Source organism: Haemophilus sp. SZY H35 (assembly GCF_018829705.1).
Taxonomy (GTDB): Bacteria; Pseudomonadota; Gammaproteobacteria; order Enterobacterales; family Pasteurellaceae; genus Haemophilus; species Haemophilus haemolyticus_K.
On the sequence record NZ_JAHKJZ010000001.1, the window covers coordinates 369,942 to 385,346 of the forward strand.

Genomic DNA, 15,405 nt, shown 5'->3' on the forward strand with positions numbered 1-15,405 from the left:
CATTAAAAACTTATTCGTATCGCAAGGCAGCTGCTGGTTCGACTTTCGCTGCACGATAAGCGGGATAAAGGGTAGAAAGTAAAGAAAGCAACAAGGAAAATCCAATGACAAAAATCATTTGAATAAAAGACAATTCTGTCGGTAAAAAAACACCTTGTGGATTTACCTCACTTACAATCTCCGTTAAGTTCAAGGTGACTAAAACACCTAAAATAGCACCGAGCAATGTGCCAACAAATCCCACCAGTAATCCTTGATAAATAAACACTGAACGCACTTGGGATTTTGTTAAGCCCTGAGTTTGCAAGATCGCAATTTCCCCTTGTTTATCCACCACCATTAAACTTAAAGAGGTGACAATATTAGAAATCGCCACGACAATGATCAAACTAATCAGCAATCCCATCATATTTTTTTCCATTCTCACTGCTTGGAAAAATTCACCTTTTTGTACGCGCCAATCCGTGATTGTTTGTGTTGGGAAATGTTGTGGGAGTTCTGTAATTTGGAACGGATCATTCAAAAATAAACGATACCCTTGCGCTTGCTGAGGTTGAATACGCATTAAGCGACCAATATCTGTAATATTAGCAAAGGCTTCATAACCCGATGCTTCGCCATAATCATAATAAATATCGCTAACCGTAAATAAACGCTGCATTGGCACGCGACCGAATGGTGTATATTGGCTATTTTCCGTAATCATCAAACGGATTTTATCCCCAATATTCACGCCCAATTTTTGTGCCAGTTTATCACCAATGACCAATTTAAATTCACCAGTCGGTAAAATTTCATTAAATTTAGTCTGATCAAAAGATTCAACCAAAGGATCATCAGAAAATGATTGAATACCAATGATTTGTCCTGCACTCACGCCTTTTGTCGTTTGGTAAATCACATTTGTTGTATTGATCGGCACCGCTTTTTGGATAAAGTGCGGTAAATTTTCTAATGTTTTTTCTGTAGAAATGGGCTGTTCTTCACTCACAATCGCGTGAGGAATGGAAGATAGCACCTGTTGTTTTTGGTAACCTTCTAATCCATTCATCACAGAAAGCACGATAATCAATGCCATCACACCTAGCACAATCCCTAGGCTTGCTAGATTAGTCACTAATCGGCCAAAACGATCCGCACTTTTAGCACGCCAATAACGTAGTGCAATATAAAGAGAAATAGGAAAATTCATTATTTTTGATTTAATTGTTGTACAAATTCTTCGATGTTTTGCATTACTTTGCCAACTAATGTTGTCACTGCACTATCACTCGCCCAAGCAATATGCGGAGTGATAATTAAATTAGGCATAGTTTTTGCAGCTAAAATTAATGGGTTATCTTTTTCTGGTGGCTCTTTTACCATTACATCCAAAGCCGCTCCGCCTAAATGCCCCGTTTTTAACGCATCAACTAATGCAAGTTCATCAATCAAAGGCCCACGCCCTGTATTAATCAAAAATGCACCTTTTTTCATTTTAGATAAAGTTTCTGCATTAATTAAATTCTTGGTTGTTTCGGTTAATGGGCAATGCAACGTCACAATATCCGCTTGTTTTAAGACTTCCTCAAAGGGCATATAACCTTCACGGCAAAAAGTGGCATCTTTATGTTCTGCATAAAGCACTTTCATTCCCACGGCATTAGCCAAACGCCCCACTTCTGTCCCTAAGCAACCTTTACCAAATACGCCTAATATCGAACTTCGCACATCTGTAATTGGGTAATCAAAATAACAAAATTGTTTACTTTCCGCCCATTTTGCTTCCGTTTGATCGCGTAACCAAGCTGCCAAACTGTGTTTTAAAGCGAAAATTAATCCCATGACATGTTCTGGTACTGTTGTGCTGGAATAACCTGTCACATTGCGCACGGCGATGCCCATTTCTTCTGCAGCCACAAGATCAACATTATTTGTACCAGTTGCAGTAATCGCAATTAACTTTAACTTAGGTAATTGTTTTAACATTTCTCGATCAAAAATGACTTTGCTCGTAATAACAATATCAGCATCTTTCGCTCGTTCAATCGTTTCAGCATAAGAAGTATACTCATATTCAGTCCAAGTATGCGCAAAACTTGGACGAGGAATAGGGATATGTTTAGGGATAGCCGTACTATCTAAAAAGACGATATTCATCATTTCTACTTTTATATACAAAGTGATCTGCCCCCCAAAAGTTGGACAGGTTAGTTAACTTAAATATTGAGCTCGGTATTACACTGGACTCAATCCTTTGAAAGCAAGTTTAATTCGTTTTTGGTTGTAATACACTAAATATTCTTCAATTTTAGCCTGTAATTTAGCGATTGAGTGATAAGTCCGAGAGTGGGGTACAGATCACTTAAGCCGATTATTTATCTAATTGAATAGGAAGAAATAAGCTTAATGGACGTTTTTTTACAATTTGACAAACTTCATACCAAATTGGCCACCAGCTATCAATTTCCGCATTCAAAGAACGCAGTGCAACCCAAAGCGTTAATGAAAAACTGACAATTAAATTAACTAAACCAATCAACAATACAAAACCAATGCATTGTAAAAGCAATGAATAGGTGAATTGTCCGCTCACAGCAATATAGCCTACATTCGCAGATGAAAATGCCACATGACGAATATCTAACGGAAGGTGCATTAAGTAACCTACCACACCCGTAATACCAAGCAGCATACCAAAGCAAAGGTTACCGATAAGCGAGCCATAATTCTCATGCATATAATTAGCAAATTTAACGCGAAATTTCTCAGACATTAATTTTTTCAATAACGGATGTTGGGTTAAACGAATACGCATATTCAAATAATTGCTGCGGTTATCAAAATAGCCTGAAATAATCCCTGAGCAGAATAACCACACCCCCGCAATGGCTGCAAACCATAAGGTTCCCGCAAAAGGATCAATGCTATGCAACTGATAAGCAATTTGATCAGCATTCATCAATGGCTCACCTGTTTTATATTGGTAACCAAACGCAATCAATGCGGCTAAGCCCATCGCAATGAGGACATTACCTAGCACCGCAATACTTTGAGAGCGAAATACATCCACTAATAATTGAGCTAATTTCATATTGACGCTTTTACCTTGAGGCGTTTTCTCAACAGCCTCAGCAAAACGGGCTGCAGTCATGGCAGGCTGTTTCGTCGCTACCGTAAAATGCAACATAAAGATCACCATAAAACCTAAGCCGTAATTTAAGCCTTCGGCAAGCCCTTTCCAGACTTTGTCATCAATAATGCTGCCTAGATAGATTTTAAATAGCGCCATCAGTGCAATTAATACACCACCACCTGCCGCAGAATAAAACATTGCCCAATACTCTTTTTTATCTCGAGTAATGTAATGCTCGCCGTGATCGCCCGCATTTTGGGTAATGCTACGTGAAATTAATCTAGAGCTTTGTTTCCATAATCGGGTAATGCTATGTTTTTCTGCTGCTGTGCGGGCAAAACAGCCAGTTAATAACAATATTCGGCGTGGTAAATAGCGATTTGAAACAAAAATCGCCATCAAGATTTCTAATCGTTCTAAGGTCTGAGAAAGACGCTCCAATAAATAAGCCGTATTTAAAGAAGAGCCCACCACTGCTCCACGTTTTTGCAAACGCTCAACCAATTTTTTACATTGGTTAAACATTACCTGTAAATGGCTATCATCAAAAACGGTTGATTGGCGGTGCGCCTGTAACCAATTCACCACTTCATGGTGCAATGCCACAAAAGGGGAATCTGCATTCAACAGAGAAGGCTCCATTCGCATCAGCTCAGGATCCATATCTTCAGCAGCAATCCAAATTGAAAGCATCTCAATGGCAAATAACCCTTCACTTTCAATATGATTTTTTAAACGCTCACGATCTTTTTGTTCTGTACAACGGGTTAAGACGCCAAATACACCTCGCCACGTTTTTAAAGGAACAGCATCAATCCAGCGTGCATCATTTTTATCTCTAAATAATAAATAAAAAATATCACGTAAATCATTAATATCTTTAAAAGAGGGGTTAAAACGCTCATAAATACGTGTTTTCATCTCCTGTCCAAAACCGCCACGTGTAAGGATACCGCTACTAATAAACAAGGGGTAAAGGCGTAAACCACATAACCAACCACATAATAATTTCGAAACAGAACAGCCTAATTCTTTATCGTTCTTTAAGATAAACTTAAACAAATGCAAAGTCGGAGCAATTTTTTCTGTGGGGCTGCTACGTAATAATTGGCACAAGCCTTCCACGAGACCAAAGGCATCGTTTTCCGCCACTTTGTTACGTAAAAATTGCGGTAAGGTATCGATTTTAATCATGAGCTTCCCCCTCATATCGTTTATATTCAAAAGCGTGACATTATACAGCGCTGTTGGATAAAGTAAAAATTAGCGGAAAAAGCGATCTGCCCCCCCAAAAAAGTTGGACAGGTTAGTTAACTTAAATATTCTTCAATTTCAGCCTGTAATTCAGCAATTGAATGATAAGTCTGTGAGTAAAAACAATCTGATTTTAATATCGCAAAAAAAACTTTCAATCACCGCATTATCGTAGCAATTTCCTCGGCGGCTCATACTTTGCACCGCTTTACCCTCCAACATTTTCATCCATTCCGCCGTGCCATACAATACGCCTTGGTCGCTATGAATAATCGGGCATTCTGTCGGTTTAAGCCGACTAAGTCCTTGTGCTAACATCTTTTTCACCAATGAAAATTTGGGGCGTGTTGAAAAGTTATAGGCAATCACTTCTCGGTTAGCCAAGTCCATCAACGCTGAAAATAAAGCTTTTCTTGCCCAACCTGAAATTCCGTTACATCCATTACCCATTTTTGATTAAGTGCCGTTGCTGTAAAATCACAATCCAGCAAATTCGGGGCAATATGCGATGTTTTTCCTCGTTTTCAATGTCTTTTCTTGCGTAAAATGGAATGAATACCTAACTCGTTCATTAGCTTTAACACCGTTTTATGATTCAAATTAAAACCCATTTGGCATAATTTAAACGTCATTGGGTGATAACCATCTCGTTTTCTGTTCTTTTTATACAGCGATAAAATAGCTTCTTTAGCTTCGTAATAGTTTCGCTTAATCTCTTTATAGTAAAAGCTTGAGCGAGGCATTTTAGCCACTCGAAATAAATCATTTAACGCGTGGTTTGGCTTCAAGCTTTCAATGATTTTTCTTTTTTCTGTCGTTGTTTTTGACGGTCGAGCGCCTCCAACTCCTTTAGATAAGCAATCTCCGCACGAGCCAAGGCGAGCTCTCGTTGCAGCTTTTTAAACGCTTAGGTGAAAAGTCTGTGGTTTCTGGAATTTCAATGCCTTTCTTTTTCATTTTTTGGCTTTACTATTTTCGGTGTTTGAAGGCCTGTATAAGTCGATTTTACGCCATCAAGCCCTCTTTCCCGAAATGCTTTTAGCCAATAAATAACGAGAGAGTGGGAAATTTTATGAAGTTTAGCCACCTCACGGATACCATAATCCTGTTCGGTGACCAGTTTGATAATTTTCAAACGAAATTGATAAGAGTAGGACATAATCTGCACCTCAAATTAGGTGTCCAGGTTTTGGGGTGCAGATCAAAGTGCGGTCAAAATTAACCGCACTTTTGCTTAAATATTTTCTTAGATTGAAGTATCCAATTCTGGGAAAGATTTTACTAAATCATCAATCGCTTTCATTTGAGAGACAAAGCCTTCAAGTGCAGAAAGAGGCAATGCAGATGGGCCATCACACTTCGCTTGATTTGGATTTGGATGCGCTTCTAAGAATAAACCAGCAATTCCTACCGCTAAACCAGAACGCGCTAATTCGGTTACTTGCGCGCGACGGCCACCTGATGCGGCCCCAAATGGATCACGGCATTGAAGTGAATGGGTTACATCAAAAATAACCGGGCTGCCCTTAGATGCCTTTTTCATCACGCTGAAGCCAAGCATATCCACAATTAAATTATCGTATCCAAAGTTTGTACCGCGATCACAAAGAATGATTTTATCATTACCGCATTCTTCGATTTTTTCCACGATATTACCCATTTGACCCGGGCTTAAGAATTGTGGTTTTTTCACATTAATCACTGCACCTGTTTTTGCCATGGCTTCAACGAGATCTGTTTGACGCGCCAAAAAGGCGGGAAGTTGAATAATATCGACAACATTAGCAACAGGCTGACATTGGTAGATTTCGTGTACATCAGTAATAATTTTTACCCCAAAGGTATCTTTTAATTCTTGAAAAATTTTTAAGCCTTCTTCCATACCTGGGCCACGGTAAGAATGAATAGACGAACGATTCGCTTTGTCAAAAGAAGCCTTAAACACATAAGGCACGCCAAGTTTCTCTGTCACTTTCACATAAGCTTCACAGACTTGCATTGCCATATCTCGGCTTTCAAGTACGTTCATTCCACCAAAAAGCACGAAAGGTTTGTCATTTGCAACATCAATATTGCCAATTTTTACAATTTTATTTTGCATAAATTTTCCTTAAATCAATGGAGGGCAAAAGGATCTTTATCAATCTCGCCCTTTAGTTCTAAAAGTTGAGTTCGGATTAAGGCCGCAGTCGGGTCTTCCGGACAACGTTCTACAAAAAATTCTAAATCTTTTAATGCCGAAGGGTAAGCACCCATCTGAGCTAAAACTAAACCGCGATCACGGATGTGATAAGGATCTTTATCATTACCAATCAATAAATTTTCAATATAACGGTATGCCATGTCGTTATGTTCTTCGCGGATAAGCGCATTCTTCGCCAGTTGCTCAAAACGAGAATAAAGCAAGGAAAGATCGGCTCTATCAAGTTCTTCAGGTTGAATTTGCACACCAAAGCCAAATGCCCCTTCATAAAGTTGCTGCAATTTTTCTTGCGATATATAAGTGCCATCCCAAGGATCAATAAAAGCTACTTCATCTCTTACTTCGGCACGTAAAATGAGTTGTGTTGGGAAATTTACGGGGTAAATAGGCAAATCCAATACCTCGGCTAAATAAAGCACAATTGCCCCAAGCGTCACTGGCATTCCTTGACGATGCTCTAACACATAAGGCAAATATAAATTGCGTGTATAGAAATACTCTTCTGGATCGCAATGAAAGCCCCAATCACCATAAAATAGCTGTAGTAACTGATGAATCTGCTCTTCTTTCGGCCAATCTGGCGAAATTTCTTTACGCGCTCGACGTACAAACCCGCCAATTTTTCCCCGAATTTGTGCTTCTGATGATCCATCATCTGAGATGGTATTATAAAAATGCACAAATTGATCGTATAACGCACGTCGATAATATTTCATTACTTCTTCCAAAAACCTAAAGTGACGCGCTCATTGTCACCATAATCACGCACGGTTTCAACCATTTCCCAATGATTTTCTTGGAAAATTGACCGCACTTTTTCGCCTTGTTGCCATCCGTGTTCAAGTAGTAATGCGCCATTAGAGTTCAAATAACTCGACGCTAATTCAATAATATGACGTAAATCAGCATAACCGGCATCATTGGCAACTAATGCAGAAAGTGGTTCAAAACGCACATCGCCTTGACCTAAATGTTCATTTTGCGCATCAATATAAGGCGGGTTGCTGACGATAAGATCAAACTGCCCTGTTATATTTTCAAACCAACTACTCTGTAAAAATTGTACATTTAAGTTATTTCTTTCCGCATTAGATTGAGCTAACGCCACAACATCGGGCATAAGATCAACTCCAATGATTTCTAATGAAATCTGTTGTTTTTGACAAATAGAGGAAAGCTCCGATGCTAATGCTAACGCGATAGCGCCTGTGCCTGTGCCAAGATCAAGAATACGAAAGTGCGGTGGATTTTTTTCCAGTTTTTCCAAAGCAATTTGTAATGCCTTTTCCACTAAAATTTCGGTATCTGGTCTTGGAATCAAGGTGCCTTTTGAGACATTTAATGGCAACGACCAAAATTCTTTTTCGCCAAGAATATAAGCGATAGGTTCACCTTTTAGACGACGATCTAAAAGTGCGGTCAAATTTAACCGCACTTTCTCATCAATTTCGCTATCATCAAAAGCAAGGATTTGGGTACGCGATTTGCCAGTAGCATGTTGAAGAAGCACAAGCGCATCAATTTTACTATTTTCAGTGGGATTTTTTTGTGCCAAATCCGCAATTGCTTGTGCCAGCCATTCTTTATAATTCATTATTTTTCGTCTTTTAACACAATCGTGCCAGCCACTAAATCAGTTAAAGAACGACGATCATCGCGCACAAGTGCAACAATACCGCTAATAATCAATAAGAAACTTGTCCACGCTAATAAAATATCAATAATTTCGCGACCGATGTATTTACCAAATTCAACGGGTTGATGGGTATGATAATTAAATACACGTAAGCCTAACCAGCGTTTTGCCATTGTTTGACCATAAGTTTTCATGAAATATAACTGAAAACCAGCATATACAATCGTCCCCACTACACCGGCAAAATCCCCCAATGCAAAACCGAGACCAACCATCACCCAAAGCACAAGCCCATTAATCATACTCGCAAGCCAACGTTTAAAACGGCTTGCTTGAGCAGGTTGAGAAGGTTTGAAAACAGAAGAAAATTCCGCATCTTTTTGATTTTCAATGATCATTTTATTTCCCTGTAAAGTTAAAAAGGACATCTGAAATCAGATGCCCCTATCATTAATTCTGTTCAGACAATGCCGCCAACTGATCCGCTTGATATTCGGTAATAATCGGCTGAATCAGTTCATCAATTTTACCATTCATCACTTCATCCAAACGGTAAATAGTGAGATTGATACGATGATCAGTCACTCGACCTTGCGGATAATTATATGTACGAATTTTATCAGAACGATCGCCCGAACCTAATAAGTTACGGCGCATATCTGTTTGTTCCGCAGCTTGGCGTTCTTGCTCTGCTTGAACAATACGTGACGCTAATACCGACATCGCTTTCGCTTTATTTTTGTGCTGTGAACGCTCATCCTGACATTCCACCACAATACCAGTTGGAATATGTGTAATACGCACCGCAGAATCCGTCGTATTTACATGCTGACCACCAGCGCCTGATGAGCGATAAGTATCAATACGTAAATCTGCTGGATTAATTTCTGGCATTTCAGACTCTGGCAATTCTGGCATTACCGCAACGGTACAAGCAGAGGTATGAATACGACCTTGTGATTCAGTTTTTGGTACGCGTTGCACACGATGACCGCCAGACTCAAACTTCAACTGTCCATACACACCTTCACCAGTGACTTTAACAATCACTTCTTTATAACCGCCTTGCTCACTTTCGTTAGCACTGAGCATTTCGACGCGCCAGCGTTTACTTTCTGCATAGCGGCTATACATGCGGAATAAATCCCCAGCAAAAATACCCGCTTCATCGCCACCTGTTCCCGCACGGATTTCTAAATAGCAGTTATATTCATCATTAGGATCTTTCGGCAGTAAAAGAATTTGAAGTTGTTGTTCCACTTCTTCAATTTCCGCTTTGGATTCTTCGATTTCTATTTGCGCCATTTCTTTCATTTCAGGATCGTCGAGCAATATTTCAGCTTCTTCAATATTTTGATTTAATTGCGTCCAACGATTAAAACATTTCACCACTTCTTCAAGTTGCGAATATTCTTTAGAATAAGCACGGAATTTATCCTGATCACTAATTACAGAAACATCGCCCAATAAGGCTTCTAGCTCTTCATAACGTTCTTTTAAACTTTCTAATTTTGCAATAATGGAATCTTTCATCATTTGTAAATCACCGAAAATAAAATCGGCGTATTCTAGCCGATTTTAGGGAAAATTGACAGTGTCAAAAGTGCGGTTAAAAATCACCGCTCTTTAAATACGTGTCACATCAAATTTACTTAAATCAATACGATCTTCTGTGCCATAAAACATAGCAAGAGCATGGCGTAACGTTTCAGCTCGTTTTGGTAAACCTTTTTCCGCATAGATTTTCACTTGTTCATACACGGCTTGTTTAAAAGGCTGTGTATCGCCCGGATTGCCATTCAAATTATCCGCACTGGCAAAATAACGAAAACCTGCCGCCGTCGCCAAAATCCACTCTAATGCTTGCGGTTTAACTTCAACTTTTTCAAAGTCACGCTGGCGTTCTTCTGAACGTCCATCTGGCTCATACCAATAACCAAAATCTTCTAGTTTACGGCGTTCTTTGCCTGCCACTAACCAATGGGCAATTTCGTGCAATGCACTGCTGTAAAATCCTCGCGCAAAATAAATCGCGTTATAAGGCACGTCATCATTTGCGGGTAAATAAATGGGTTCTTCACCGCCTTTGACTAAGCGAGTGTTGTATTCCTCTTCAAAACATTGATTAAAAATCGCGATAATATCTTCTAATTTATGTTCCATGGTATCGACTCCTAAAAAACCGTGAGATTATATCACCAGAGGCTCATTTGTTCTTGTTTATTTTCTTCGGGTAAATTGACATGTAGCCCGATCAAACGAATCGATCGCCCTTTTGCTCGCATAAAAATTTGAGGAAGTAATTGCTGAAAACTCTCCAAAGAAAGGGGTAAACCTGTTTTCTCTAAAGTAGTTACTTGAAAATCTTCAAATTTAAGCTTTATGCCAATTTTACGTAATGAAGATAACGGTATATTACGGCTAACACGATCAAGGCGACGAATTAGCTCTTGATAAAGATTATTCAATAAGGCTGAAGCTTGCTCAATTGTGTGAATGTTTTCAAGCAAAGTTTGTTCTACGCCGACTGATTTACGTTCACGATGGGCTTGTACTTCACGATCATCAATGCCGTGGCTAAAATCCCAAATTCGTTTACCTGCCTTACCAAATTGATTTAATAAGGCGATTTGATCAAAGTTTTGAATGTCAGCACAAGTTTCTAATCCCATATCGAGTAATCGTTGTGATGTCACTTTACCCACACCAGGAATCTTATTTAAAGATAAGGTTTTAATGAATTCCTCGACTTCATTAGGCTTAATCACAAATTGCCCATTAGGTTTATTCATATCCGAAGCGATTTTGGCAAGGAATTTTAAAGGCGCCACGCCTGCCGAGGCAGTTAAATTCAACTCATCAAAAATTGCTTGGCGAATTTCTTGTGCGATCCAAGTCGCTGAGCCAGAACATTTTTGGCAGTGCGTGACATCTAAATAAGCTTCATCTAAAGAAAGTGGTTCAATTATATCGGTGTAACGCTGGAAGATTTGATGAATTTGTGCCGAAACTTGTTTATACAACGTCATATTCACGGGCACAAGAATAAGATTAGGACACTTTTTTATGGCTTGAGCTGTTGGCATTGCACTATGCAAACCAAATTTTCTCGCCTCATAATTACAAGTTGTTAATACACCACGTTGACGAGAAGAACCACCTACAGCAACAGGCTTTCCCTGCAAATTAGGGTTTTCACGAATCTCAATCGATGCGTAAAAACAATCCATATCAATGTGAATAATTTTTTTATCTTGTAGCATAAAAAAAGTGCGGTTAAATTTTATTTAGTATAACCGCACTTCAATTACTGTTCAAGCATACATATTTAATTATCAGAAACGACTTTCTTATCTTTAAACATGACTGAACGTTCAATTTTATAAACATGAATAGGTTCTTGCGTATTCATAAAAATTGAACGGTATTTTTCATCAATTTGAGCAAATGGAATTTGTAAATTAATTGTCAGTGTCTTACCTGGCAATAAGGTATTTTCTAATTCTATTTGCATATCTTGGCTATGCACAACTTGACGATTATGTACATACACACTCATCCATTGAATATTTTGAATCGGGAATTCACTTTTATTTGTAATGGTATATTTAAAGCGAGAAAGCGCTTGACCATCCTCGCCTACCACAATATCTCTATCGCCAACATCAATAGAAATAGCATAGTTAACATACTTAGGGTAGCTTTTTTCTGCAGTTGCAGTTTTTTCTACACTTTTAGGTTTTTCCTTTGAAACATTTTCTTTTGCAATTGCAGAAGAAATTGAACAACTAGCTGCAAACAAAGCTAGTACTAAATATTTAAAAAATGACATTATTTTCTCCTATAAAAAACGCCGAAATTTTACCCTAACTCACGCATTTAATAAATACCGCTCTTTTTCTTCTGCTTGTTTTTTGTTAGACTAGCGCATAATTTTGGGGCTGATTCTGGATTCGACGGGATTAGCGAAGCCCAAGGTGCACGTCGAGGTGCGGTAGGCCTCGTAAATAAACCGCAAAAAATAGTCGCAAACGACGAACAATACGCTTTAGCAGCTTAATAACCTGCATTTAGCCTTCGCGCCCCAGCTTCCGCTCGTAAGACGGGGATAACGCGGAGTCAACCCAAAACGAGATCGTGTGGAAGCCGCCGTTTGAGGATCGAAGCACTAAATTGAATCAAACTAGCTTAAGTTTAGCGTGTCTGTCCGCATGCTTAAGTGAAATTAAAGACTAGACTAAACGTGTAGTGCTGAAGGTAGAGTAATTTCGGACGGGGGTTCAACTCCCCCCAGCTCCACCACCCCTTTATTTTTCCTCTTCTAAGTTTTCAATAAAAGCAATAATTTAGTTTTTCTACTCACCTTAGTTTTAGTAACTGCTACCTTGTTATTACCTAGCACATTATTAGCGGAATCACTCATATTCGTTACTCAATGGGATATGGATATGAAATAATAAAGAGAGATTTTATGACCAGAATTAACCTTGTTCCTCCTGCTGAACTTTGCGATCAGCATCTATTAGCGGAACATAGAGAGCTAACACGGATTCCAAATGCTGTTGCGAAAGGAAAATTTAGCTTAAAAGGGCAGCCTGAAGATTATAAATTAGGCGAAGGACATGTACGATTTTTCTTTAATAAACTTGCTTTTTTAAAGCAACGTTACAATCTATTGCATGAAGAGTGTCTTGCTCGTGGTTTCAATGCCCAATATTTTTGGGCAGAGGAGCTACCAGATGATCCTAATCTTTGGCAAAATTATTTGCCCACAGAAAATGCTTTAGCATTAAACCGTGAGCGAATTGCATTGCGTATGCCTGTAAAGGCACGATTTACCGCAAGAAAATAAAGCCCAGAAAGGGCTTTAGCTCTCATTGTTTAGGATGAAATATAATCAGCACCCACACCAATCATTGTAGTTTCTATAGTGCGGTAGCCTTCTGCACCATTTGAGAGAAATTGCCAGTGATGGATAAACTACTCTAGCTGTTCTAGGGGATTTCTGCTAAGTTGAGAAATCACTTCGCCTATTTAATTTTTATAAAGTATTGATTTTATCTAATCATTAACAAATTCTTGGCAATGGTTCATTTGTTGGTAAATCTAATAATCGACTTTGTCCAAAAATGCCCACTAAACGGACTTTTTTATCGGTTGTCACTTCACCAATCACAGCCGAATTTTCACCTAATGGATGACGATGAAGTGCGGTCAAAATTTCTGGTGTTTTTTCAGCGGAGGCAACAATAACTAATTTCCCTTCATTAGCGAAGTTTAATGCTTCAAGACCAAGTAATTCACAAATTCCCCGCACTTCTTGGCGAATTGGCAAGGCTTGTTCATCAATATTCATGCCTAGCTGTTGCGCCTGTGCAAATTCATGCAAAACAGCATTAACTCCCCCACGGGTCGCATCTCGAACCGCTTTTACGCCATCTACTTCGCGTAAATTTTCAATCAATGGATAAAGCACGGCGCAATCACTATGAAGATCCGTTTGGATACCCAGTTTTTCACGTAAATTTAAGATTGTTGCGCCATGATCCCCAATAGTGCCGCTAACAATGATTTTATCGCCAGCCTGAATGTTATGAACACCCCAATCCAAATTTTGAGGAATAACACCAATTCCACTGGTATTGATAAAAATCTTATCCACTGCGCCTTTTTGTACCACTTTTGTATCGCCAGTAACAACTTGAATACCTGCCGCTTTTGCGGTTTCAGCCATTGATTGAATAATTGCTTTAAGATCCGCAAGTGGCAATCCTTCTTCCAAAATAAAGCCACAGGATAAATATTTTGGTATCGCCCCGCACACCGCCACATCATTTGCCGTGCCGCACACCGCTAATTTCCCGATGTTACCACCAGGAAAAAAAATGGGATCAATGACAAAACTATCCGTACTAAATGACAGTGTTTCGCCTTGCTTTGCTAATTCTGTTAATGGAATTCTTGCCTGATCTTCTCCTTGCGCCAAAATAGGATTAGCAAAGGCTTCAACAAAATAATCTTGAATCAATTTTTGCATGGCTGCACCACCATTACCGTGAGCCATAGTGATAAATTCGCTCATTTTATTCTCTCCGATATTGATAATAGGCTGCACATGCGCCTTCGGAAGAAACCATTAATGCGCCATAAGCGTTATCAGGATTACAACCTGTACCAAATAATGGGCAATCAGATGGTTTACAACGCCCAGTCAAGACATCGCCACAACGAGAATTAGGATCATCCGCCACCTGTTGTGCTTGGCTTTGGAAATAAATTTCGGCATCAAATTCACGATAAGCCTCCGTCAATTCCACACCTGATTGTTCAATTTCCCCCAAGCCACGCCATTCACTGCTTGCTTTAAGCTGGAATACTTCTTGCATTGAATGTTGGGCCAAAGCATTTCCGTGATCATCAACAATGCGTTTATATTGATTTTCGATTTCACAACGGCCATCAACAAATTGCTGCACTAACATCACAATCGCCTGCAAAATATCTAAAGGTTCAAAACCTGTAATCACGAAAGGTTTGTGATATTTATCGACAATCCCTTGATAAGGCGATGAACCAATCACCATACTCACATGCCCTGGCGCAAGAAAACCATCAATTTTGACTTGATCTTGAGCCAGCAAGCTATGTAACGTTGGAATAATGGTGATGTTTTGGCAAACAATCCAGAAATTTTTTGTTCCCAGTTTTTTAGCTTGTTGAAGCGTTACTGCCGTGCTCGGCATTGTCGTTTCAAATCCTAAGGAAAAAAAGACGACTTTTTTATTCGGATTATTTTGTGCAATATTCAATGCATCCAAAGGTGAATACACAATGCGAACATCTGCGCCTTTCGCTTTTGCTTCTAACAGCGAACCTTTGCGGCCTTTCACTCGCATTGCGTCACCAAAAGTACAGAAAATGACATCAGGTTTTAGCGCAATTTCAATACAGACATCAATACGCCCCATCGGAAGCACACAGACAGGGCAACCTGGGCCATGAATAAATTCGATACTTTTTGGCAATAGCCGATCCAACCCAAATTTAAAAATCGTATGGGTATGCCCGCCACACACTTCCATTAAATACAATGGATTCTGCGCCGTAAAGTGCGGCATTTTCTCCATCAATTTTTCAAGTTGCGCCACTAAACTACGGGCAAGTTCAGGATCGCGAAATTCATCAACAAATCGCATC

At 39.3% G+C, this 15,405-nt stretch carries 16 protein-coding genes, 1 other RNA gene and 3 pseudogenes; 2 read left to right on the top strand and 18 right to left on the bottom strand.

Annotation, left to right across the window (positions count from 1 at the left end; translation table 11 throughout):
* Window positions 1-10: 10 nt before the first annotated feature.
* From KP710_RS01700 to KP710_RS01770, 16 genes and pseudogenes are all read right to left on the bottom strand, one after another.
* The gene (locus KP710_RS01700) at window positions 11-1,192 is read right to left on the bottom strand and encodes a lipoprotein-releasing ABC transporter permease subunit (protein WP_111407310.1); all 1,182 of its coding nucleotides are present in this window, start codon (window positions 1,190-1,192) and stop codon (window positions 11-13) included.
* Entirely contained in the window at window positions 1,192-2,139 is a 948-nt protein-coding gene (locus KP710_RS01705) for a 2-hydroxyacid dehydrogenase (protein ID WP_048952630.1), read from the bottom strand. The genes KP710_RS01700 and KP710_RS01705 overlap by 1 nt, the downstream gene beginning before the upstream one ends.
* Before the next feature lie 78 nt (window positions 2,140-2,217).
* Window positions 2,218-2,319: pseudogene (locus KP710_RS09480) on the bottom strand (IS3 family transposase); the annotation flags it as partial.
* A gap of 34 nt (window positions 2,320-2,353) precedes the next feature.
* Window positions 2,354-4,309: a site-specific recombinase gene (locus KP710_RS01715; protein ID WP_111407309.1), complete on the bottom strand. Its 1,956-nt coding sequence runs from the start codon at window positions 4,307-4,309 to the stop codon at window positions 2,354-2,356.
* A gap of 116 nt (window positions 4,310-4,425) precedes the next feature.
* The gene (locus tag KP710_RS09485; protein ID WP_111407308.1) at window positions 4,426-4,527 is read right to left on the bottom strand and encodes an IS3 family transposase; all 102 of its coding nucleotides are present in this window, start codon (window positions 4,525-4,527) and stop codon (window positions 4,426-4,428) included.
* A 76-nt stretch (window positions 4,528-4,603) separates the two neighbouring features.
* Window positions 4,604-4,819 (bottom strand): annotated as a pseudogene (locus KP710_RS01720) (hypothetical protein); the annotation flags it as partial.
* Window positions 4,820-4,893: 74 nt separating this feature from the next.
* Complete coding sequence (locus tag KP710_RS09460) at window positions 4,894-5,112, bottom strand: IS3 family transposase (protein WP_111407306.1); 219 nt, start codon at window positions 5,110-5,112, stop codon at window positions 4,894-4,896.
* 41 nt (window positions 5,113-5,153) lie between these two features.
* Window positions 5,154-5,528: pseudogene (locus KP710_RS09490) on the bottom strand (transposase).
* 87 nt (window positions 5,529-5,615) lie between these two features.
* A complete protein-coding gene (gene kdsA, locus KP710_RS01735) occupies window positions 5,616-6,470 on the bottom strand; it encodes a 3-deoxy-8-phosphooctulonate synthase (protein WP_048953954.1) in 855 nt (284 codons plus the stop codon).
* A 14-nt stretch (window positions 6,471-6,484) separates the two neighbouring features.
* Window positions 6,485-7,288: a SirB1 family protein gene (locus KP710_RS01740; RefSeq protein WP_048953955.1), complete on the bottom strand. Its 804-nt coding sequence runs from the start codon at window positions 7,286-7,288 to the stop codon at window positions 6,485-6,487.
* Complete coding sequence (prmC, locus tag KP710_RS01745) at window positions 7,288-8,166, bottom strand: peptide chain release factor N(5)-glutamine methyltransferase (protein ID WP_111407305.1); 879 nt, start codon at window positions 8,164-8,166, stop codon at window positions 7,288-7,290. Before prmC ends, KP710_RS01740 begins: the two co-directional genes overlap by 1 nt.
* Entirely contained in the window at window positions 8,166-8,606 is a 441-nt protein-coding gene (locus KP710_RS01750; protein ID WP_165818719.1) for an RDD family protein, read from the bottom strand. The genes prmC and KP710_RS01750 overlap by 1 nt, the downstream gene beginning before the upstream one ends.
* Window positions 8,607-8,658: 52 nt before the next feature.
* A complete protein-coding gene (prfA, locus tag KP710_RS01755) occupies window positions 8,659-9,741 on the bottom strand; it encodes a peptide chain release factor 1 (protein ID WP_165818728.1) in 1,083 nt (360 codons plus the stop codon).
* 93 nt (window positions 9,742-9,834) lie between these two features.
* Window positions 9,835-10,371, bottom strand: a complete 537-nt coding sequence (locus tag KP710_RS01760; protein WP_048953958.1) for an elongation factor P hydroxylase — start codon at window positions 10,369-10,371, stop codon at window positions 9,835-9,837.
* Between the two features lie 32 nt (window positions 10,372-10,403).
* A complete protein-coding gene (gene dinB, locus KP710_RS01765) occupies window positions 10,404-11,471 on the bottom strand; it encodes a DNA polymerase IV (RefSeq protein ID WP_111407302.1) in 1,068 nt (355 codons plus the stop codon).
* A gap of 65 nt (window positions 11,472-11,536) precedes the next feature.
* Complete coding sequence (locus KP710_RS01770) at window positions 11,537-12,040, bottom strand: hypothetical protein (protein ID WP_111407301.1); 504 nt, start codon at window positions 12,038-12,040, stop codon at window positions 11,537-11,539.
* A 105-nt stretch (window positions 12,041-12,145) separates the two neighbouring features.
* Between KP710_RS01770 and ssrA the strand changes: the two genes are divergently transcribed.
* Window positions 12,146-12,510, top strand: a transfer-messenger RNA (tmRNA) gene (gene ssrA / locus KP710_RS01775).
* A gap of 169 nt (window positions 12,511-12,679) precedes the next feature.
* Window positions 12,680-13,060: a pyrimidine dimer DNA glycosylase/endonuclease V gene (locus tag KP710_RS01780; protein WP_111407300.1), complete on the top strand. Its 381-nt coding sequence runs from the start codon at window positions 12,680-12,682 to the stop codon at window positions 13,058-13,060.
* Between the two features lie 216 nt (window positions 13,061-13,276).
* Here the strand turns inward: KP710_RS01780 and hypE are convergent, their stop codons facing one another.
* Together hypE and hypD are read right to left on the bottom strand one after the other, a co-directional pair.
* A complete protein-coding gene (hypE, locus tag KP710_RS01785) occupies window positions 13,277-14,290 on the bottom strand; it encodes a hydrogenase expression/formation protein HypE (RefSeq protein WP_111407299.1) in 1,014 nt (337 codons plus the stop codon).
* Between the two features lies 1 nt (window position 14,291).
* On the bottom strand, window positions 14,292-15,404 hold the full coding sequence (hypD, locus tag KP710_RS01790; RefSeq protein WP_111407298.1) for a hydrogenase formation protein HypD: 1,113 nt from the start codon (window positions 15,402-15,404) through the stop codon (window positions 14,292-14,294).
* Window position 15,405 lies beyond the last annotated feature (1 nt).